Here is a 20039-nt window from a genome sequence, read left to right on the forward strand (position 1 = left end):
CGCTCGCGCAGCGGATGGAGCAGACTGTTCCGGTGAGCGACATCGCGTTGTATCACCCGTACACCCACTTCCGCGACGAGACGTGGCTGAAGGCCGCGGCCCTGCACTGGCCGAACGTCGCGCGGCTGCTCCCGGCTTCCTCCCCGTATTTCCTCCAGCCCTCGGACACCGAACGGGCGCTTCGGGACAGCACGGACTTCATCGTCGACGTCGATCCGGGGCTGAACCCCAACGGGTCCGACCGCATCGACGACCTGATGTACCGGTTCCTCGACGCGCACCTCGACGAACTGCTGCCCCGCTACGGCCTGCGCGCGACGGGGGTCGAACTCCCGCCGGACCGGCAGGTGAGCGCCGAGCCGATCGACGCCGGCGACCTGCATCCGAAGCTGATGCGGATCGCGCCGACCAAGATGTCCGTGGAACTCACCCGCCGGCTGCGCGACGCGGGGCTGCTCGTCGCGCACGAGTACGTCTTACGCCCGCCGGGCGGCGAGGAGCGGGTCACCGTCGCGATGGGCATGCATCGCACCCTGTGGGCGGTGTACCTGGCCGTGCTCGCCGGAGACATCGCCGAGCGGAACCGGATGGCCACCGTGACCGACCGGCCGGCCGCGCAGGTGGCGGTCACCGGATGGACGATCGACGCGCTCGCGGAGGTGCTGCTGGACAACGATCCCCGGCTCCCTCGGGACGATCCCGACGTCGAACAGGCCTTCACCATCCTGGCCCTGGAGACCGTGCTCCCGGGCGGGCTGGAGCACGTGCCCGTGTCCCGCGTGATCGAGGCGCGCGAACGGCTCCTCCCGTCCCTGATCGAGTACCGGGCATTCCTCGATTCGCTGGCCGGCACGTTCGCCGAGGTGGCCGCCACGCCGGATCCGGCGGTCCGGGAGGCCCGGCTGGGCTCGCTGGTCCAGGCCGAGGTGAAGCGCCGGACCGAGACCGCCGAACGCGAGATCCGCCGGCTGGGCCTGCAGCCGGTGCGCGCGGTGCTCAGCGCGCAGACGCTCACCCCGCCCGCGCTGCTCGCGTCCCTGATGACCGCGGCGGGGCTGCCCGGCTCGATCACCGTCGCCGGCGCCGCGGCCGGATGTCTCGCCGGAGCGGCGGCCAGCGCGTTCTCCCAGCGGGCGAAGGTCGCCGATGGCCATCCGACGGGCTACCTTCTCGCGCTCAAGAAGGAGCTGACCCCGGGGGAGGCCGTGGCCGGAGCCCGCCGGGCGTTTCGCCGGGTGGCCGACCGGATCCGCTGACGGGGAGTGCTATCCGGCCGGGACGAACGCGATCAGCCGCTGGTGGGGATCGTCGACGACCTGCAGCACGACCTGGTCCACCGTCTCCTCGGTCCCGTCCGGCAGCCGGAGCCGGACGGGGAGGCGGGTGTGCGGCCGCACGACGTCGTTGCGTTCCCACAGGGCCTGGAAGTCGCGGTCGGTGCGGAGCAGTTCGTCGAGCCAGTCCCCGCCGGGCGCGCCCGGAGTGCTCGCGCGCACGATGCCGATCACGGTGCGCCGCATGGCTTCCAGGTCCAGAAAGCGGCTCTGCAGCACGGGATCGGCGAACAGCAGCTGCACGTACCGGCGCCGCTCCGGCGGGACGGTGCCGAAGTCGGTCAGCAGCCGCGCGGCGGCGGGGTTCCAAGCCAGGATCAAGGTGGCCGGCCCGACGAGGAGCGCGGGGACGTCGCCCATCCGGTCGACGAGGCGGCGCAGCGGATCGCTCGGTTCGGGGTGCTCCGGAGGGGTGCCGGGGTCGGCGAGGAGATCGAGCGCGTAGCGGGTCTGGTCGGCGCTGAGCCCGAGCACGGCGGCGACGCGGCGGATCACTTCGGCGCTCGGCGTGACCCGGCCCTGCTCGATCCTCGTGTAGTACTCGTCGCTGATGAAGGCGCGGGCGGCGACCTCGGCACGGCGGAGGCCGGGCACTTGACGGCGGCCCGGGTCCGCGTCGGCGGGCGGCGGGGCTTCGTCGCGGCGGGCGTGCAGGAACGCCCCGAGCTGTGTGCGCCGCGGGTCGCGCGCCATCAGCGCGGGCTCCGGGGGAGGGGGATCGGATCCTTCCCCTCCCGCGCCCAGCACCGGCGCGGGACGGTGGGGGCATGACCGAGCACGAACGCATCGACGTCCACACCCACCTGGTCCCTCCGTTCTGGGGCGAGGCTCTCGCACAGCACGGCGGCGACCCGTCGGGCTGGACCCTGCCGCCGTGGACGCCGGACGACCACCTGAAATTCATGGACGCCAACGGCATCGCCACGAGCGTACTGTCGCTGACCGCGCCGGGCGTGACGGGCTGGTCCGGCGCGGCGCGCCGGGAGACGGCCCGCCGGGTCAACGAATACACCGCCGACCTGGTGCGGGAACGGCCGGACCGGTTCGGGTTGTTCGCCACCGTCCCGCTGCCCGACGTCGAGGGCGCGGTGGCGGAGGTCGACCACGCGTTCGGCGCGCTGCGGGCCGACGGCGTGGTGCTGCTGTCGAACTACGACGGCGTCTACCTGGGCGACGACCGGTACGCCCCGCTGTGGCAGACGCTGGACCGCCATCGCGCGGTGGTGTTCGTCCACCCCGCGCACCCGCTCGTCCCGCTACTGCCCGACCTTCCGGGGCCGCTGGTCGACTATCCGTTCGACACCACCCGGAACGCGGTGCACATGGTGGTCCACGGGATCACCGAACGGTACCCGAACGTGCGAATCATCCTGTCGCACGCGGGCGGCTTCGTGCCCTACGCAGCCTTGCGGTTCTGCCTGGTACAGACCGCGCTGAACCCCGCTGGGCCTACCGAGGAAGAACTCCTGGCCCGGTTCCGGAGCTTCTACTGGGACACGGCGTTGTCGTCGGGGGAGTACGCCTTCGGTGCGCTCGCCCGGTTCGCGGACCCGGCGCGGATCCTGTACGGCAGCGATTTCCCTTACGCGCCAGCACAGGTGGGCGCCCGGTTCACCGAGATCCTGGACACCGAAAGCGGACTCACTCCCGAGCAAAGCCGCGCGATCGACTCCGGCAATGCCAGGGCGCTTTTCCCGCGGCTGCCCTGAATACCCTGACTATTCAGGGCAGCGGTGAGTACTCCGCGGCGTCGCCCGCCCGCGCGGTACTGCGCACTCCGTCCACGCTGACCGGCACGTCACCCGCGACGGTCACCCGGTGCAGGCGGCGCGGAAGGTCGTCGTAATCGGCGACGCCGTAATGCTGGGTGGCGCGGTTGTCCCAGATCGCGAGGTCGCCGGGAGCCCATTGCCAGCGCACGGTGTTCTCCAACCGGGTGACGCGGGACTGGAGCAGTTCGAAAACCGCCGCCGATTCGGTGGCCGACAAACCGACCAGGCGTTTGACGAAATGCCCGAGCAGCAGCACCCGTTCGCCGGTTTCCGGGTGGACCCGGACCACCGGATGTTCGGTTTCGTACACCTGCGAACGGAATTCGTCGCGATAAGCCTGTTCTTTCACGTCGACCCCGCCGACGCGGTATTCGTCGGCGCGGCCGGCGTAGTCGTGGGCGTTGGTGTGCACCGCCCAGAGCCGGTCCGCCAGCGCCTGGAGCGACGGGGGCAGCTTGGCGTACGCGGCCGCGGTGTTCGCCCACGTCGTGCTGCCGCCGTAGGCGGGGATGGTGACGGCGCGCAGCAGGCTGATCGCCGGGATCCGGTCGACGAACGTGACATCGGAATGCCAGCTGTTGGCCTTTCCGTGCTGGGCGTCGATCGGCAGGATGTTCCCCAGCCCGGTGCTGCGGACGGTCGGGTGCGGCTGGGTGAGCCCGCCGAGCAGCCGGGCGAACGCCTGCTGCCCTTCGTCGTCGAGATGATGCTGTTCGCGGAAGAAGATCACCTTGTGCGCCAGCAGGGCTTCGCGGATCTGCGCGACGGTCTCGGCGGGCAGATCCCCGTCGAGCCGGACTCCGTCGATCCGGGCGCCGATGTGGGCGCCGGTCTGGTGCACGGCGATTCGCGTGGGATGGGCGGTGAGGGTCATCGGATGCTCCCGTTCGGTGTGCTCGGCCGGTTTCCAGACTGGGCGCCCGGGAACCCGGAGGGCAAGATTGCGTTCAGGGTGAAACAAATTCGTCCCAGATTCCGGGCAGCGGGCCGGAGTCCGGGATGTGGGACGTCGTTGCCCGGCGGAATTCCCGCTGACAGCCTGATCCGCATGTCCCCGGACCCGGCCCTGACCGCCCGCCTGCACGTCGATCTCCGGCGTCAGGCCAGCGCGGTCTGTTCCGGTTCCCGCTGATCTTCCCCGGCGGGCGAATCGCGTCCGCCGTCCTCGGCATGCGCGAGACTGCCGATTTAGAAGCTCCCCTTTTCCCCGTTTCGAAAAAGGACGTGCCAGCGTGACCACGAGCCGAAGGCAATTTCTGGGATTCACCCTCGCGGGAGTCGCGGCGGCCGCGGCCGCCGCGGCACGGCGAGCGGCGGCACCACGAAAACCCTGCGCTACCAGGGCTGGGCCGGGCAGGTCACGCCGCCCGAACTCGCCGCCGACCTCGGCTATCTCAACGACGTCACGCTGCAGTGGGTGGGCGACACGATCAGCGGGCCGCAGGACATCCAGTCCGCGGCGACCGGGCAGGTGGACTTCGGCGGCGCGTTCAACGGGGCGGTCGTCAAACTCGCCGCGGCCGGGGCGCCGATCACCTCGGTGCTCGGCTACTACGGCGTGGACAAACTGGAGTTCAACGGCTTCTACGTGCTGGAGAACAGCCCGATCCGCGGCCCGCGCGACCTGGCGGGCAAGAAGATCGGCATGAACACCCTCGGCGCGCACTCCGAGGCGATGCTCGACATCTACCTCCAGCGCAGCGGTCTGTCCAAAGAGGACATCGCCAAGGCGGAACCGGTCGCGCTGCCGCCGGTCAACACCGAACAGTCGCTGCGCCAGGGGAACATCGACGTAGCCGTGCTGAGCGGCATCCTGCGCGACAAGGCGCTCGCGCGCGGCGGCATCCGCCCGCTGTTCACCGACTACCAGCTGCTCGGCGCGTTCACCGCCGGAACCTACGTGCTGCGAAAGGACTTCATCGAACGCAATCCGGACACCGTGCGCACGTTCGTCAGCGGCGTGGCCAAAGCTGTCGAGTGGACCAAGACCACGCCGCGCGAGCAGGTGGTGGAGCGGTTCACGAAGATCGTCAAGGGCCGCAACCGCAACGAGGACACCGATCCGCTGAAGTACTGGAAGTCCTGGGGCGTCGCCGACCAGGGCGGGGTGATCACCGACAAGGAACTGCAGCTCTGGATCGACTGGCTGGGCGGGCGCGGGGACATCCGCCCTGGCTCGGTCAAGGCGGGCGACCTGTATGCCAACAAGTTCAACTCGTACGCGAAAGGCCAGTGATGAGCGGGGCGCACAGCGGGATCCGGTTCGCCGGAGTCGGCAAGACCTTCCCGGTCCGGGGTTCCGGCGGCGGGCTGACCGCGCTCGCGGGGATCGACCTCGACCTCCGGGCGGGCGAGTTCGCGGTGGTCGTCGGCCCGAGCGGATGCGGGAAGTCCACCCTGCTCGACCTCCTCGGCGGGCTCGCCGAACCGGACGCGGGCCGGATCGAACTCGACGGCGTCCCGGTGCGCGGCCCCGGCCGGGACCGCGGGATCGTGTTCCAGCAGTACGCGCTGCTGCCGTGGCGCACCGCGCAGGGCAACGTCGAGTTCGGCCTGGAGGCGACCGGCGTGCGCCGGGCCGACCGCGCGCGGCGGGCCCGCGAGTACCTCGATCTCGTCGGCCTGCTGGAGTTCGCCGACCGGCATCCGCACGAACTGTCCGGCGGCATGAAACAGCGCGTCGCGATCGCCCGCAGCCTCGCCTACGACCCGGACGTGCTGCTGATGGACGAGCCGTTCGCCGCGCTGGACGCCCAGACCCGGGAATCGCTCCAGGACGAGCTGCTGCGGATTTGGCGGCGCACCGGGAAAACCGTCCTGTTCATCACCCACAGCATCGACGAGGCGGTCTATCTGGGCGAGCGCGTCGTGGTGCTGACGTCCCGGCCGGGCCGGGTGAAAAGCGTGGTGGACATCGGCCTGCCGCGGCGCGACGACGGCGCGGACGTGCGGTCGACCGGCGAGTTCGCCCGGTACCGGCACGCGATCTGGGAACTGCTGCACGACGAGGTGGCCCGGGCGCACGAACTGGAGAAGGAGGCGGTCGGAGCATGAGCGTCACCACTGCCCCGGACACCGCGAGGACCGAGCGGGCGGAACCCGTCGCGGCCCGGCCCCGCGCCGGGCGCTCCCGGGTCCGAGCGGTCTTCGTGAAGAGCATCGCGCTGATTCTTTTGCTCGCGCTGTGGGAGATCGCCCCGCTCGCGGGCCTGGTGGACCCGGTGTTCCTGCCGCCGTTCCACACCGTCCTCGGCGCGCTCGCGGACCTGGCGGGCAATGGGCAGCTCGCCGCCAACGCCGGGGCCAGCCTGACCCGTTCGCTGGCCGGGTTCGCCCTCGCGGTCGCCGCCGCGGTGCCGCTCGGCGTGCTGATCGGCTGGTACAAACCGGTTTCGGACGTGCTGACCCCGCTGGTGCAGGTTTTCCTCAACACCGCGGCGCTGGCGCTGCTGCCGGTGTTCGTGCTGATCCTCGGCATCGGCGAGACCTCGAAGATCGCCATCGTCTTCTACGCCTGCACCTGGCCGATCCTGCTCAACACCATCAGCGCGGTGCGGTCGGTCGACCCGACCCTGCTGAAGCTGGCCCGGTCGCTGGACCTGCCGCCGCTGCGGCTGTTCGCGAAGGTGGTGCTGCCCGCGTCCGTGCCCACGATCTTCACCGGGATCCGGCTGGCCGGGGCGGCGGCGATCGTCGTCGTGATCGCGGCGGAGATGGTCGGCGCGAAGGCCGGGCTCGGCTACCTGATCAACTTCTCGCAGTACAACTTCGCCATTCCGCAGATGTACGCGGGAATCGTCGCGATCTCCGTTCTGGGCGTCGCGTTCAACCAGCTGCTCGTGACCGTCGAACGGCGCTTCACGTCCTGGCGCACGGAAGGGACCGCTTGATGGAAACGCTCGATCTGACGGCCGACGTGTTCGTGGCGGGCGGCGGTCCGGCCGCGACGTGGGCGGCGCTGCACGCGGCCCGGGACGGCGCGGACGTCGTCCTCGCGGACAAGGGCTACTGCGGCACCAGCGGCGCGACGGCCGCGGCGGGCACCGGCGTCTGGTACGTGCCGCCGGACCCGGCCGCGCGGGAGGCGGCGATGGACTCCCGCGAGGAACTCGGCGGCAGGCTCGCCGACCGGCGATGGGCGGCCAGGGTGCTCGACGAGACCTACGAGCGGGTCAACGAACTCGCGGTCGCCGCCCGCTTCCCGTTCCCGGCCGGCCCGGACGGGCGCCAGCTCCGTAACGGGCTGCACGGCCCGGAGTACCTGCGCCGGATGCGGATCCTCGTCCGCCGCGCCGGCGTGCGGGTGCTCGACCACAGCCCGGTGACCGAACTGCTCGCCGATCCGTCCGGCGCGGTGGCGGGCGCGGCGGGCTACCAGCGGCAGGGCAGGCAGCCCTACCGGGTGCGCGCCGGCGCGGTCGTGCTGGCCACCGGCGGGTGCGCGTTCCTGTCGAAGGCGCTGGGCTGCGACGTCAACACCGGGGACGGCGCGCTGTTCGCCGCCGAAGCCGGTGCCGAGCTGTCCGGCATGGAGTTCTCCAACGCCTATGGCATCGCGCCCGAAGGCACCTCGGTCACCAAGACGGCGTTCTACCACTTCGCCACCTTCTTCCGGGCCGACGGCAGCGTGCTGGAGGGCGCCAGCGGGGTCCGGCGTTCGCCGATCGCGCGGGAACTGCTGCGCGGCAGGGTGTTCTGCCGCCTGGACCGGGCCGACGAACAGGCGCGCGCGGCGATGCGGCTGGCCCAGCCGAACTTCTTCCTCGCCTTCGACCGGATGGGGATCGACCCCTTCGCCGAGAAGTTCCCGATCACCCTGATCGCCGAAGGCACGGTCCGCGGGACCGGCGGCATCCGGATCGTCTCGGACGACTGCGCGACCACCGTCCCCGGCCTGTACGCGGCGGGCGACGCGGCCACCCGCGAACTGATCTGCGGCGGTTTCACCGGCGGGGGCAGCCACAACGCCGCCTGGGCGATTTCCTCGGGCACCTGGGCCGGGCGGGGCGCCGCCCGCTACGCCCGGTCGCTGGGCTCCCGCGCGGGAAGCCGCCGGACGCTCGCGCTCGGCGAGGCCGGGCTCCGGCCGGGCGGCCCCGGCGGCGGCGACCACCGCGAGGTGATCGCCGCGGTCCAGCGCGAAGTGCTGCCCTACGACAAGAACTACCTGCGGCACGGAAAGGTGCTGACCCCGGCGCTGGCCTCGCTCGACGACGTCTGGACGACGCTGCGCGCGTCGCTGGGCGGCACCGGCGAACTGTCCGTCCGCACCCGCCAGGCGGCGGCGATGGCCGCGCACGCACGGTGGATGTACCGTTCGGCGCTCGCCCGCACCGAGACCCGGGGGATGGCGAAACGGCTCGATTTCCCTTCTCCGGACCCGGCTCAGCGGCATCGGCTGCACACCGGCGGGCTGGACACAGTGTGGGTCCGTCCGGAAAGGACAGTCACCGAAGCGGAGGCGGCGTCTTGATCGAACTGGTGTCCGCGCAGCGCTGCATCGCTTGCGACAAGTGCATCGCGGTCTGCCCGACCAACGTGTTCGAACGCGGTGCCGACGGCATCCCGGTGATCAGCAGGCACGACGACTGCCAGACGTGCTTCCAGTGCGAGGCGAACTGCCCGGCCGACGCGCTGTTCGTCTCGCCCCGCACCACGCCGGAACCGGACGGGGCGGCGGCGAAGGACGCGGATCTGCTGGCGGTCGGCGGGTTGCTGGGCAGTTATCGGGAGCGGATCGGGTGGGGGAAAGGCCGGGTACCGGCGTCCAGCCGCGCGATCGGGCCGCCGCTGCGCCCCGGCGCGGACCCGATCACCAGCTGACCCGTGGCTGAATGCGGTCCGTGAGGGCCACCTTCACGGACTCTGAGTCCCTCAGGGTTCCCCTCACAGACTTCCGGATCTGGCCAGGGACCGCGCAGCTCAAGTCCCCGGCACGGACCTGAACAGGCGGGAGCGGAGCGATGACGACGAGTGTTCTCACGGCGAGCCGCACCGCCGCGGCGGCTGTCCTCCGCGCCGTCCTCGCGCACGGTCCCCTGGCCCGCGACGCGATCGCCGAACTCACCGGAATCAGCCCGGCCGGGGTGAGCCGCCAGTGCGCGAGCCTCGCCGATCTCGGCCTGCTCTCCGCCCGTCCGGCGGAAAGGCCGCTGGACCGCCGCACGGCCGGGCGGCCCCGGACCGAACTCGACATCGCCGCCGCCCGGCACGCGGTGTTCGGCGTGCACATCGCCCACGAGTTCGCGACGGTGGCCGTGCTGGACCTGCGCGGCCGTGTCCTGGCGTCGGAACGGGTGCCGCATCCGGGCGGCGGGCCGGAGCAGGTCCTGTCCGGGGCGGCGGCGCGGCTGCGGGAGTTCCGGCAGCGGCACCGGGGCCGGATCCCGGTCGGGCTCGGCGTCGCCTGCGGCGGCTGGGTCGACCCGGACACCGGCGTGATCGTCGAGCATTCCTCGCTCGGCTGGTACGACGTGCCCGCCGGGCCGGTGCTGGCGGAGCTGTCCGGGCTGCCCACCCGGGTCGATGGCCACGCCCGCGCGCTGGCCTCGGCGGAGGCGATGTTCGGCGCCGCGCGCGGGTGCGGGTCGCTGGCGCAGCTGTTCGTCGGCAACGTGGTCGATGCGGCGATAGTGTCCGGCGGCCGGTTGTACCGGGGTCCGGGGTCGGCCGCGGGCACCGTCGCGCATCTTCCGCTCGGCGCGCCGGGCACGCGGTGTGCCTGCGGCCGGTCCGGGTGCTTCGAAGCCGACGCCGCCGAGTGGGCGGTCACCGCTCGCGCCGGGCGGCAGTCCATTGTGGACGTCGTCGGCGCGGCCGGGGCCGGGGACCCGGTCGCGCTCGACGTCCTGCTCGGCCGCGCCCGCACGATCGGCCGCGCGGCGGCGTTGCTGTTCGACGTGGTCAACCCCGAGGTGCTGGTGGTCGCGGAGCCGGGGATCGCCGAGCTGCCCGCCTGCCTGGCCGCCGTGCGCGCGGAGGTCGCGGCCCGGTCGCGCGGGCGAGTCGAGGCGGCGAAGCGGGTGCTCCCGGCGAGTTTCCCCGGCCGGGACCTGCTCGGCGTCGCGGCCGGGGCGGTGCAGCTGGACGCGCTCTACGCCGACCCGCACGCGCTGGCCGGCCGGCTCGCCGGTTAGCGGACTTCGTTGAGCTTCCCGGTGGCGACGTCGAAAACGAAACCGCGGACCGAATCCCGGTGCGGAATGAACGGGCTGGTGCGGATCCGGGCGAGGGACTGGCGGACGTCGTCCTCGACGTCCGGGAACGCTTCGGAGGACCAGGCGGGCTTGACCCCGGTGTCCCGCCGGATCGAGGTCCGGAATTCGTCGTCGGTGAAGGTGAGCATGCCGCAGTCGGTGTGGTGGATCAGGATGATTTCCGTGGTGCCGAGCAGTCGCTGGCTGATGGCGAGGGAACGGATCTCGTCCTCGGTGACTACACCGCCCGCGTTGCGGATGACGTGGGCGTCGCCTTCTTCGAGGCCGAGGACGCCGTAGACGTTCAGGCGCGCGTCCATGCAGGCGAGCACGGCGACGTGCTTCGCGGGCGGCAGGGGAAGCGGGCCGGTGAAACTCGCGGCGTACTCGGCGTTGTTGGCCAGCAGCTCGTCGGTGACGGACATGGCGATCCTTCCGCGAGAGGAGTGGACCGGCCGAGTGCACCGCTCCCCGTCCCGGGAGGCAAGGGCGTCCACCACCTGGGCGCGGCAAGGCAAACGCTCCAGACCGCCGGGCGGGCGGCCTGGAGCGTTCGGCCAGGCTCAGGTGCGGGTTTCCCAGCTGGGGTTCAGTTCCGCACCGCTACGGGGTTCGCGACGGCCAGCTTCCACACCGCGTACCCGATCGCGTCGGAGTTCTTCTCCAGCGGGGTGTCGGGGATGTTCGCGGTCGTGTCGCAGGCGCGGTGGTAGCAGTTGTCGAACGCCGCGCCCGCGGTGCCGCCCCACTTCTGGGCCTGCTGGTAGCTCTTGATGTCGCCGGCCCCGGTCGCGAGGCCGCCGACCGGGATGCCCACGCGCTTGAACGACGCGTGGTCGGACCGGCCGTCGCCCTCGCTGTCGCCCTCGGTCTGGATGCCGATCGAGGCGAAGTACTCGTCGAAGACCGCCTTGACCGAAGCGACGTCGTCGTAGACGAAGTAGCCCCAGTTCTTCGAGCCGATCATGTCGAAGTTGAGGTAGGTCTTGATCTTCGCCCGCTCGGTGCTCGACAGGGTGCTCACGTAGTGGCGCGAGCCGACCAGGCCGGATTCCTCGTCGGCCCACCAGGCGAACCGGACGCGCTTGGCCATCGCCGGGTTGGTGCGGGCCAGCGTCAGCGCGACCTCCAGGATCGACCCGCTGCCGGACCCGTTGTCGTTGATGCCGGGGCCCGCGCTCACCGAGTCGAGGTGCGCGCCGAGCATGAGGACCTGGTTCGCGTCGCCCTGCGGCCATTCGGCGATCAGGTTCTGCGAACGGCCGAGGCAGCTCGTGCACGTCTGCCGCGTCGTGGTGTAGCCCGCCGCCTTGAGCAGACCCTCCACATAGGACACCGACGCCGCGTAACCGCCGCCGCGCGGCGACCGGGTGCCGCCGTTGTTGCGGGCGATGGTCTGGAACTGGTTGAGGTGGGTCTTGATGTTGGCCAGCGAGATGTCCGGCGCGGCGAGCGCCGGCGAGGGCGCGGCGGTGGCCGCGGGCCCGTTGACGGCGCTCAGGACGGCGACGAGGGCGGTGACCCCGGCGCCGAGTCTGGTCTTCCATTTCATAGCGGTGGATTCCTCTTGTTCGGGGGCGGGGAGAGGGGTGCGGCCGGGCCCCGTCGCCGGGACCCGGCCGCGCCGGTCAGCGCGTGGTGCAGGTCGGCTCACCGGAGACGGCGGGCACGGAGACCGCGTTCCACGCGGCCTTGGCGGCGTTGAATTCGGTGCAGCTGCCCGGGAAGAGCGAGATCGCCGCCTCGAGCGTCGCCTTGCGGGCCGCCCTGTGGTTCCACGACGAGGTCTTCTTCAGCAGGCCGTTGTAGAAGATCTTGGCGGCCTTCTGGATGCCGAGCCCGGTGACGCTGCTGTTGTTGCAGGTCGGGCTGGCCGGCTGGCCGTTGGTCGGGTTCGAGCCCTCGGCGAGCAGGTAGAACCAGTGGTTCTGCGGGCCGGCCGCGGCGTGCACCTCGGTGCTGGGGATCGACGACGAGTAGCAGTTCGGGTCGCCGACCTTCGACGGGTTGTACATGTAGCGGATCGGGCCCCGGCCGACGAGGTTGACGCCCTCGCCGACCTCGTAGTCCGGCTTGTCCTTCGCGTTGTTCGCGTAGAACTCGGTCATCGCGCCGAAGATGTCGCCGGTCGACTCGTTCAAGCCGCCGTTCTCGTTGCCCGAACCCGCGCCGCCCGGGGTGGTCTGGAAGATGCCGTGGCCGTATTCGTGGCCCACGACGTCCATCGAGGTGGCCTGGCGGCGGTTGTCCTGCGAATGGCCGAAGTGCGTCGAAGAGCCGTTCCAGTAGGCGTTGACGGCGTTCAGGCCGACCGACGCCGGGAAGCCGCGGCCGCTGCCGTTGATGCCGTTGCGGCCCAGCCAGTCCTTCAGCATGTTCCACTCGGTCTGCACGCTGTAGAGGGTGTCGACGCAGCCGGTTTCGAGGTCCGTGCCGCTGCCGTTGCCCCAGCTGTTGTCCGGTCCGCTGTAGACAGACCCGTTCTCGCGGCCGCAGCTGAGGCCCGGGCGGCCGGGGTCGCGCATGCTGTAGGTGGAGCCGGACTGCGTCGTGTCGATGGAGACGGTGCCGACGTAGTAGCTGTTGCCGGTGCCCGCCGCGTTCACCGCGGCCGGCTGGGCCTCGGTCTTCGCCCCGGAGCCGAACGTCTTGACGTCGTCCCGCTTGTCGAGCACCGCGCCGGTGGCGGCGTCGACGAACACGTGCAGGTTGCTCGGTGCCGTGGCGGTGCGCCCGGCGACGACGACCTCGTAGGCCAGCTTCGGATTCGCCCCGGCCAGCACCACCTTCTCCGGCGTGCTCACGCTGTCCACAGTGGACAGCTGGGCGCGCGCGGTTTCGGCGGCTTTCGCGGCGTCGAGGACGGCTTGCGTCCCGACGGCGATCGGCGAGGTCTCCGCGGCGCTCGTGCCGCGGACGTTCCCGGCTCCGTCCGCGACGACGACCGCGTCCCCGCCGACGACGCGCAGGCCCTGGTAGGTGCGTTCGTAGGCGCCGTAGTAGAGCCCGCCGCCGCCCGCGGTGAAGCCGACGCGCCGGAAGGCTTCGGCGGGGCCGCGGCCGAACGCGGCGAGCCCGGAGGCGACCGCCTGGTCGGCGGCCTTGGCGGCGGCGACGTCCGGGGAGACGGGCGGCGCGGCGGGGGTCGCTCCGGCCGGGGCCGCCGGGAGCGTGAGCGTCATGGCGAGACCGGCGGCGGCCGCCAGGCCCGTCGTGAATCCGCGAGGGGGCATCGAGGTCTTCCTTCCATGAAGGCAGAACGATGGGGAGCGGGGAGGAGAACGTGTCCGGTCGCTCACGGTGGGTAGGCGGCCGGACCCGTCCGAGTAAAGGATCAGCACTTCGGGGCGTCAATGCGCCGAACGGACTAACGGCACGTTCCGGATTCGCCGGGCAATTCGTGTAAGTCCTGCCAGCGCTGGGAATCTGTGCTGGTTCGGCGCCGGAGCGACTTTCGTAGGGAATGTCCCGGGTGCAGTCCGAATGTCGGATGGCCCGGGCGCCGGCCGCGGCCTCGGACCGTCAGCTCCCGGTGACCGCCGCGCACACCTCGGCGGGCGCGGTCCACAGTCCTAAGTGGCCGGTCCGGACCGTCCGGCGCGCCCGGGCGCGGACGGCCATCGGGGCGAAGGGGGAGCGGTCGCCGAAGAGCACGCAGCGGCTCGGCGGCCGCTCGCCGTTCCTGGCCGGGGGCAAGGGTTCCTCGTGGGTGGCCATGCAGATCGGCCGCAGCCGGGAAACCGCTTCGGGGTCGGTGAATCCGAGCGCGGCGAGCCCGAACGGCGGCACGGTCCTGCCCGCCGGATCGCGGGACGCCGCCTCGGCGAACGGCCGCCGCAGCACCGGCATCAGGTCGAACGCGGATTCGCCGGGGAAGGGCAGGAAAGCGTCGAGGTAGACCGTTTCGCGGACCTGCCCCGGGCACGCGTCCGCGACCCCGGCGACGACCATGCCCCCGTAGCTGTGGCCGGCCAGGATCGTCCCGGTTTCGATCAGCTGGCCGACTTCGTCGATGTGCTGCCTGAGGCCAGCGCCGGTGAGGGTGGGCGCGACGACCGTGTGCCCCTGCTCGGACAACCGCGCCGAGACCCGGTCCCACACCCAGCCGCCGCACCACGAACCGTGCACCAGGACGTAATGGCTCACCGCGCAGGGACTTTCGCGACGACGTCGACCTCCACCAGCACCCGCGGATCGAACAGCGCGGCGACCCCGACCAAGGTGCTCGCCGGCGGCGCGGGCACCCCTTCGCGCAGGGCGGCGAAGAGTTCGGAGATCAGCTCGGGACGGTAATCCACGACGTACACGGTTTCCTTGACGATGTCCTCGCGTCCGCATCCGGCGGCCGCGAGCGCGAGGTCGAGGTTTCGCGCGATCTGCCGTGTCTGGGTCGCGTGGTCGGTGCCGCGCAGGTTCCCGTGTTCGTCCCAAGCCACTTGCCCGGAAAGGAAAACGAGGCCGGTTTCGGGGAGGCGCACGACGGGGGTGAAGGCTCCGGGGAGGTGATGGAGACCGGCCGGGGTCAGGTAGTCGGTCATCGCCGTGCCGCCGCTCCGGCCCAGGCGGTGATCGCGGCTTCCCGGGCGGCGGCGTCCGGCGGGTCGCTTTCGCGGCGGACCCACGCGAGGTGGCCGTCCGGCCGGACGAGCGCTTCGGCGACGTCATCTGTCCAGGTGTGCTTGCTTCCGGTGGCCGCGATGATGCGGTTCGGCCAGCCTTCGGTGACCTGTGCCGTGCTGTCGCCGGTGAAGTCGACGTAGCCGAATGTGCCGCGGTGCACCAATTCCGAGACTCTCGCCGAGCCGAGCGGCAGGTCGGGCATGCGGGTGCCGAGGAGCGGGTCGCCCGGCGCCGGATAGGACGTCGACAGCGCGGACACGAGACCGGCGAGCCGGGCGTTGGCCTCGGGGATGTCCAGGAGCGAATCGAGCAGTTCGCGCAGTGCGTGCACCGGGCGCTGGTAGTCGGGCACGAGGGTGAGTTCGAGCAGCAGGGTTTGGGCCTGGGTGTTGTCGGTGACGAGTTGTCCCACCGGATGACGCTCCGCGTGGTAGGTGTCGAGCAGGCCCGGCGGCGCCCAGCCGTTGATCTCGGCGGCGAGCTTCCAGCCGAGGTTCATCGCGTCCTGCAGGCCGGTGTTGAGGCCTTGTCCCGCAGCGGGAAAGTGGATGTGTGCCGCGTCGCCCGCGAGGAAGACCCGGCCCTTCCGGTAAGACTCCGCCAGCCGGGTCGCGTTGCCGAAGCGCGACAGCCAGCGCGGTTCCGCGATTCCGAAGGACGTGCCCGCCGATTCCGTCAGCGCTTCGCGGAACTCGGCGAAGGTCACCGGTTCCGTCGCCGGGACGCGCATGCGCTTCGGATCGGTGAGCACGAACCGGGTCAGGCCGCTGGTCAGCGGGACGATCAGCGCCGAGCCCCGCTCGGCCGCGGCGAGCTCGTCCTGGTCGACGACGGCGAAGTCGCCGAGCATCGCGCTCATCGTGCCGTCCGATCCCGGGAACCCGATGCCCGCCGACTCCCGGACCTCGCTCCGGCCGCCGTCGCAGCCGGCGAGATACGCGGCGCGGAGCCGGAAATCCCCGTCGGGACCGGTGCCCTCGACGTCGACCCCGTCGCTGTCTTGGGCCAGCGCAACGACTTCGTGGCCGTAGGAGATTTCGACGCCGAGTTCCCGCGCGCGTTCTTCCAGCAGCCGCTCGGTGCGAGCCTGCTCCAGGAAAAGCGTGTAGCCGTGGCGGCTCTCCAGCGCGGAGAAGTCCAGCTGCCGGGACAGGCCGGCGAAATGCCAGCCCGGGACGGTGCGGCCGAGCGAGAGGAACCGGTCGGCGATGCCGCGCAGCTCGAGGATCTCGATGCTGCGGGGATGCAAGGTCAGCGCGCGGGACTGCTCGTGCCGCGTCTTCTGCCGTTCGAGGATCCGCACGCGCACTCCGGCGAGCGCGAGTTCGGCGCCGAGCAGCAAGCCGGTCGGGCCCGCTCCGCTGATCACCACATCGGTGTCCACAGTGTCTCCTTTATTTCCGAACAACGTTCATTTAATCCTTGAGGCCAGTGTCCGGATGAAGCGCGAAGCTGTCAAACACGCTGATAGGCTCGCCGGGACATGACCGAGCACCAGCCCCGCGCCCGAGGACGGCCGCCCGCCGCCGACCGGGCCGACGTCACCGCCGCCGCGCTCCGGCTGCTCGGCGAAACCGGCCTCGACGCGCTCACCATGCGGAAGCTGGCCACCGCGGTCGGCGTCCAGGTGGGGACGCTCTACGGCTACTTCCCGACCAAACGGGCTTTGCTGACCGCCATGGCCGAGGAGATGCTGAAAGGTTGCCGGGACGCGGCCGAAGGCGTTGCGCAGCCGCTGGAACGGGTGTGGGCGCTGGCTCGGAGTCTGCGCACCGCGCTGCTGTCCTATCGGGACGGAGCGCGGGTGTACGCGGGCACGCACTCGATCGGGCCGAACACCCTCGGATTCGCCGAGGCCCTCAACGGCGCTTTGCGGGATGCGGGGCTCGACGCCACGGCGGCGACCCGGACTGCGTTGCTGATCCTGCACTTCGCGACCGGCCATGTCCTTGAGGAACAGGCGGCGCTTCAGTCCGGCCCGGACCTGCCCGCCGACATCGAAACTCTCCGCAAGGCGATCCGCGACGGCGAGTACCCGCGGCTCGCCGAGGCCCAGGAGCAGTTGACCGGAACGGACCTCGCTGAGCTGTTCGAGCAGGGGCTGCGGCTGCTCACGGCGGAGCTTTCCTGACGGTCAGTGCGTCGGCACCGGCTCGGGTGCGTTGTGTGCGCGGCGGTAGGCGAGCGGTGACATGCCGAGGTGGGCGTGGAAGTGCTTCCGCAGCGCGACTGGGTCCCCGAAACCGCAGGCCGCGGCGATCCGCGCGACTGGCAGGCCGGTGGATTCCAGCAGCAGCCGGGCGTGCGAGAGCCGTTGCTGTGCCAGCCATTTCAGCGGACTGCTGCCCACCTCGCCGCGGAACCGCCGGGTGAACGTGCGCGCGCTCATGTGCGCGTGCCGGGCCAGGTCGTCGAGGGTGATCGGCTCGGCCAGCCGGTCCAGCGCCCACTGCCGGGTCGTCGACGTGGAACGGTCGGTGTCCCGCGGAACCGGGTGCTCGATGAACTGCGCCTGCCCGCCTTCCCGCCACGGCGCGACCACACAACGCCGCGCGGCCGCCGACGCCACCGCCGCTCCGTGGTCGAGCCGGACCAGGTGCAGGCACAGGTCCATCCCCGCCGCGCCGCCGGCGGAGGTCAGGATGCGGCCGTTGTCGACGAACAGCACGTCCGGATCGACTTCGACGCCGGGGAAGCGCCGGGCCAGCGCGTCGCACAGCGCCCAGTGCGTGGTGGCCCGCAGGCCGTCCAGCAAGCCGGCCGCCGCGAGCAGGAAGGCCGAGGTGCACAGGCTGACGATGCGGGCCTCCGGCCGGATCCGGTCCAGCGCGGCGGCGACTTCCCGGGGGAGAACACCGGTCTCCAGCAGGGTTTCGGTGGGCTCCTGGGTGGCGAGCACGACGGTGTCCGCGGTCTCCAGCGCCGACTCGTCGTGCTCGACGACGATCCGGTAGTCCTCGTGCGTGCGCACCGGGCGGCCGCCGAGCGAGCAGGTGCGGACGGAGTAGAACCGGGTGCCGTCCGGGGCGCACGCCTCGTTGAACACCCGGGCCGGGATGCCGAGGTCCAGCGGCAGGACCCCGTCGAGGGCGAGCACGACAACGCGATGCGGCATGGCTGGAATAGTACGTTAGATGTCCTTCCGGCCACTCACTCCGCCTCGCGCGCCTCCGTCACGCTGGTCTTCACGGCTGGAGAACCTGATTGAGGAGAGCATGAGCGAGCACACGATGCGGGCAGTCACCGTGCGGGAATTCGGCGGGCCGGAGGTGCTGGCCGCCGAGGAGGCCGCGCGCCCCGAGCCGCTGCCGACCGAGGTGCTGGTGCGGGTCCGCGCCGCCGGGGTCAACCCGGTGGACTGGAAAACCCGCGAGGGCCGCGGAATGGCCGGGCTGCAGACGTTCCCGCTGATCCTGGGCTGGGACGTCTCCGGGGTCGTCGAGGAGGTCGGCTTCGGCGTCACCACGCTCGCGCCCGGCGACGAGGTGTACTCGATGCCGCGGTTCCCGCATGCGGCCGGCGGTTACGCCGAGTACGTCACGGCCCCGGCCCGGCAGTGGGCCCGCAAGCCCGCCACCCTCGACCACATGCACGCGGCCGCCGTGCCGCTGGCGGCGCTGACCGCTTGGCAAGCCCTGGTCGACACCGCCCGCGTGCGGCCCGGGCAACGTGTCCTGATCACGGCGGCGGCCGGCGGGGTGGGCCACTTCGCGGTCCAGTTCGCCCGGCATCTCGGCGCCCACGTAATCGCCACCGCCAGCGCGGCGCGGCACCAGTGGCTCAAGGACCTCGGTGCCGACGAGACGATCGACTACACCGCCACCCGGTTCGAGGAGGCCGCCGCGGAGGTCGACGTCGTGCTCGACCTGGTGGGCGACGAGCACGACCAGACCAGTACCCGGTCGCTGAAAGTCCTGCGCCCCGGCGGGTTGCTGGTCGCCGTCCCGTCCGGGGTCTCCCCGGAACTGGCGCGGGCGGCCGAGGCGGCCGGCGTGCGGGCGACCGCGTTCCTGGTCGAACCGGACGGCCCCGCGCTGGCCACGATCGCGGGCTTGATCGACGGCGGGCAGGTCGCCGTCGAGGTGGCGGAAACCTTCCCGCTCGAGCACGCGGCTGCGGCCCATGCCCGGGGAGCGGCGGGGCGTACGCGCGGCAAGCTCGTCCTCACCCTGACGGACTGAGCCTGCCGTGTACTACGAGATCAGGCATTACCAGGCCCGGCCTGGGCGCCGTGCGGAGTGGGTGCGGTACATGGAGGACGTGGTCATCCCGTTCCAGGCTTCGCTGGGCATGGACGTGACCGCTTCCTTCGTCGACGCCGAACACGAGGACGGCTACGTGTGGATCCGCCGGTTCGAGGACGAGGCGCAGAGCGAGGCTCTCTACGCGGCCGTCTATCGGCATGATCGCTGGGAGAACGAGATCGGGCCGGCGGTCCGGGGCTTGCTGATCCCGGAGAAGACGGTCGTCACTCGCGTGGTGCCTACTCCGGCTTCTCCGTTGCAGTAAAGGAGAACGGCGGCCGCACCCTGGTCCAATCGGCGACCGCCAGATCGGCGGCCGAGCTGTCCGCGCCGATCGCGACGCAGAACGTCCCCGCGGCTTTCGCGGCTTCGATCCCGGCGGGGGCGTCCTCGAACACGACGGTCCGGGCAGGCTCGGCGCCCAGCCGGGTGCAGCCGAGGAGATAACCCTCCGGGTCAGGCTTGCCGCGGGAGACATCTTCGGCGGTGATGACCGTTTCGAACAAGGGCCGCACGCCGAGCGCGGTCAGTTCGGCGTTGGCGTAATCGCGGGTGCCCGAGGTGACGACTCCGATCGGCCAGCCGAGTTCGTGCAGCGCCTGCACCAGCTCGACGGCTCCGGGCATCGGTTCGGCCGCGCTGGTCGCGTACGACATCGCCTCGGCGAACAGGTCGTCCACCGTGGCGTCGCCGGGGAACAGGTGGAGGTTTTCGGCCAGGACGGTCTTGCCCGGGCGTCCGGCGAACGACGCGAGCAGCGGTCCGGCCAAGGCCACGCCGTGCTGGCTGAACAACCGGCGCCATGCGGCCTGGCTCCGGGGTTCGGTGTCGACCAGCGTTCCGTCGAGGTCGAACAAGGCTGCGGCGAACATG

Annotated in this window: 22 protein-coding genes; 12 read left to right on the forward strand and 10 right to left on the reverse strand. The window is 71.5% G+C overall.

Translation table 11 applies throughout. From position 1 onward, the window contains the following. Positions 1-32: 32 nt before the first annotated feature. The gene (locus ACFSVL_RS09370) at positions 33-1256 is read left to right on the forward strand and encodes a DUF6236 family protein (RefSeq protein ID WP_378302474.1); all 1224 of its coding nucleotides are present in this window, start codon (positions 33-35) and stop codon (positions 1254-1256) included. Positions 1257-1265: 9 nt separating this feature from the next. Here ACFSVL_RS09370 and ACFSVL_RS09375 read toward each other — a convergent pair whose 3' ends face one another. Then, positions 1266-2027, reverse strand: coding sequence for a helix-turn-helix domain-containing protein (locus tag ACFSVL_RS09375; RefSeq protein WP_378302476.1), 762 nt, complete (start codon positions 2025-2027; stop codon positions 1266-1268). Between the two features lie 74 nt (positions 2028-2101). Between ACFSVL_RS09375 and ACFSVL_RS09380 the strand changes: the two genes are divergently transcribed. Next, entirely contained in the window at positions 2102-3043 is a 942-nt protein-coding gene (locus tag ACFSVL_RS09380) for an amidohydrolase family protein (protein ID WP_378302478.1), read from the forward strand. A gap of 13 nt (positions 3044-3056) precedes the next feature. On the opposite strand, the gene ACFSVL_RS09385 is transcribed toward ACFSVL_RS09380, so the two are convergent. After that, the gene (locus ACFSVL_RS09385; RefSeq protein ID WP_378302480.1) at positions 3057-3980 is read right to left on the reverse strand and encodes a TauD/TfdA dioxygenase family protein; all 924 of its coding nucleotides are present in this window, start codon (positions 3978-3980) and stop codon (positions 3057-3059) included. A 174-nt stretch (positions 3981-4154) separates the two neighbouring features. Here ACFSVL_RS09385 and ACFSVL_RS09390 point away from each other — a divergent pair, with 174 nt between their 5' ends. From ACFSVL_RS09390 to ACFSVL_RS09420, 7 genes are all read left to right on the forward strand, one after another. Then, positions 4155-4238 carry a putative leader peptide gene (locus ACFSVL_RS09390; RefSeq protein WP_378303159.1) on the forward strand — a complete coding sequence of 28 codons (84 nt, stop codon included), beginning with the start codon at positions 4155-4157 and terminating at the stop codon, positions 4236-4238. Between the two features lie 285 nt (positions 4239-4523). Next, on the forward strand, positions 4524-5342 hold the full coding sequence (locus tag ACFSVL_RS09395) for an ABC transporter substrate-binding protein (protein ID WP_378302481.1): 819 nt from the start codon (positions 4524-4526) through the stop codon (positions 5340-5342). Further along, a complete protein-coding gene (locus ACFSVL_RS09400; RefSeq protein ID WP_378302483.1) occupies positions 5342-6160 on the forward strand; it encodes an ABC transporter ATP-binding protein in 819 nt (272 codons plus the stop codon). The genes ACFSVL_RS09395 and ACFSVL_RS09400 overlap by 1 nt, the downstream gene beginning before the upstream one ends. After that, on the forward strand, positions 6157-6996 hold the full coding sequence (locus ACFSVL_RS09405) for an ABC transporter permease (protein WP_378302485.1): 840 nt from the start codon (positions 6157-6159) through the stop codon (positions 6994-6996). Before ACFSVL_RS09400 ends, ACFSVL_RS09405 begins: the two co-directional genes overlap by 4 nt. Further along, entirely contained in the window at positions 6996-8579 is a 1584-nt protein-coding gene (locus ACFSVL_RS09410; protein ID WP_378302487.1) for an FAD-dependent oxidoreductase, read from the forward strand. Before ACFSVL_RS09405 ends, ACFSVL_RS09410 begins: the two co-directional genes overlap by 1 nt. Continuing rightward, positions 8576-8929 (forward strand): 4Fe-4S dicluster domain-containing protein, encoded by a 354-nt coding sequence (locus tag ACFSVL_RS09415; protein ID WP_378302489.1) that lies wholly within the window; start codon positions 8576-8578, stop codon positions 8927-8929. The genes ACFSVL_RS09410 and ACFSVL_RS09415 overlap by 4 nt, the downstream gene beginning before the upstream one ends. Before the next feature lie 140 nt (positions 8930-9069). Then, complete coding sequence (locus tag ACFSVL_RS09420) at positions 9070-10242, forward strand: ROK family transcriptional regulator (RefSeq protein ID WP_378302491.1); 1173 nt, start codon at positions 9070-9072, stop codon at positions 10240-10242. Here ACFSVL_RS09420 and ACFSVL_RS09425 read toward each other — a convergent pair. The 6 genes from ACFSVL_RS09425 to ACFSVL_RS09450 form a co-directional block, all read right to left on the reverse strand. Beyond that, positions 10239-10727, reverse strand: coding sequence for a beta-class carbonic anhydrase (locus ACFSVL_RS09425; RefSeq protein WP_378302493.1), 489 nt, complete (start codon positions 10725-10727; stop codon positions 10239-10241). The genes ACFSVL_RS09420 and ACFSVL_RS09425 overlap by 4 nt on opposite strands. 164 nt (positions 10728-10891) lie before the next feature. Then, positions 10892-11854, reverse strand: coding sequence for a M28 family metallopeptidase (locus ACFSVL_RS09430; protein WP_378302494.1), 963 nt, complete (start codon positions 11852-11854; stop codon positions 10892-10894). Between the two features lie 76 nt (positions 11855-11930). Next, positions 11931-13535 (reverse strand): M4 family metallopeptidase, encoded by a 1605-nt coding sequence (locus ACFSVL_RS09435; RefSeq protein ID WP_449224368.1) that lies wholly within the window; start codon positions 13533-13535, stop codon positions 11931-11933. Between the two features lie 289 nt (positions 13536-13824). Next, complete coding sequence (locus ACFSVL_RS09440) at positions 13825-14448, reverse strand: alpha/beta fold hydrolase (RefSeq protein WP_378302496.1); 624 nt, start codon at positions 14446-14448, stop codon at positions 13825-13827. After that, on the reverse strand, positions 14445-14840 hold the full coding sequence (locus ACFSVL_RS09445; RefSeq protein WP_378302498.1) for a RidA family protein: 396 nt from the start codon (positions 14838-14840) through the stop codon (positions 14445-14447). The genes ACFSVL_RS09440 and ACFSVL_RS09445 overlap by 4 nt, the downstream gene beginning before the upstream one ends. Continuing rightward, entirely contained in the window at positions 14837-16306 is a 1470-nt protein-coding gene (locus ACFSVL_RS09450; RefSeq protein WP_378302500.1) for an FAD-dependent monooxygenase, read from the reverse strand. Before ACFSVL_RS09450 ends, ACFSVL_RS09445 begins: the two co-directional genes overlap by 4 nt. Positions 16307-16405: 99 nt before the next feature. On the opposite strand from ACFSVL_RS09450, the gene ACFSVL_RS09455 reads away from it, so the two are divergent. Beyond that, on the forward strand, positions 16406-17053 hold the full coding sequence (locus ACFSVL_RS09455) for a TetR/AcrR family transcriptional regulator (protein WP_378302502.1): 648 nt from the start codon (positions 16406-16408) through the stop codon (positions 17051-17053). Between the two features lie 3 nt (positions 17054-17056). Here the strand turns inward: ACFSVL_RS09455 and ACFSVL_RS09460 are convergent, their stop codons facing one another. Then, on the reverse strand, positions 17057-18037 hold the full coding sequence (locus ACFSVL_RS09460; RefSeq protein WP_378302504.1) for a GlxA family transcriptional regulator: 981 nt from the start codon (positions 18035-18037) through the stop codon (positions 17057-17059). Between the two features lie 115 nt (positions 18038-18152). On the opposite strand from ACFSVL_RS09460, the gene ACFSVL_RS09465 reads away from it, so the two are divergent. Next, positions 18153-19103 carry an NADP-dependent oxidoreductase gene (locus tag ACFSVL_RS09465; protein WP_378303161.1) on the forward strand — a complete coding sequence of 317 codons (951 nt, stop codon included), beginning with the start codon at positions 18153-18155 and terminating at the stop codon, positions 19101-19103. A 7-nt stretch (positions 19104-19110) separates the two neighbouring features. Beyond that, entirely contained in the window at positions 19111-19431 is a 321-nt protein-coding gene (locus ACFSVL_RS09470) for an NIPSNAP family protein (protein ID WP_378302506.1), read from the forward strand. On the opposite strand, the gene ACFSVL_RS09475 is transcribed toward ACFSVL_RS09470, so the two are convergent. Then, positions 19406-20038: an HAD family hydrolase gene (locus ACFSVL_RS09475; protein WP_378302508.1), complete on the reverse strand. Its 633-nt coding sequence runs from the start codon at positions 20036-20038 to the stop codon at positions 19406-19408. The genes ACFSVL_RS09470 and ACFSVL_RS09475 overlap by 26 nt on opposite strands. Position 20039 lies beyond the last annotated feature (1 nt).

This window comes from Amycolatopsis silviterrae (genome assembly GCF_042684085.1).
In the GTDB taxonomy this organism is placed as follows: Bacteria; Actinomycetota; Actinomycetes; order Mycobacteriales; family Pseudonocardiaceae; genus Amycolatopsis; species Amycolatopsis silviterrae.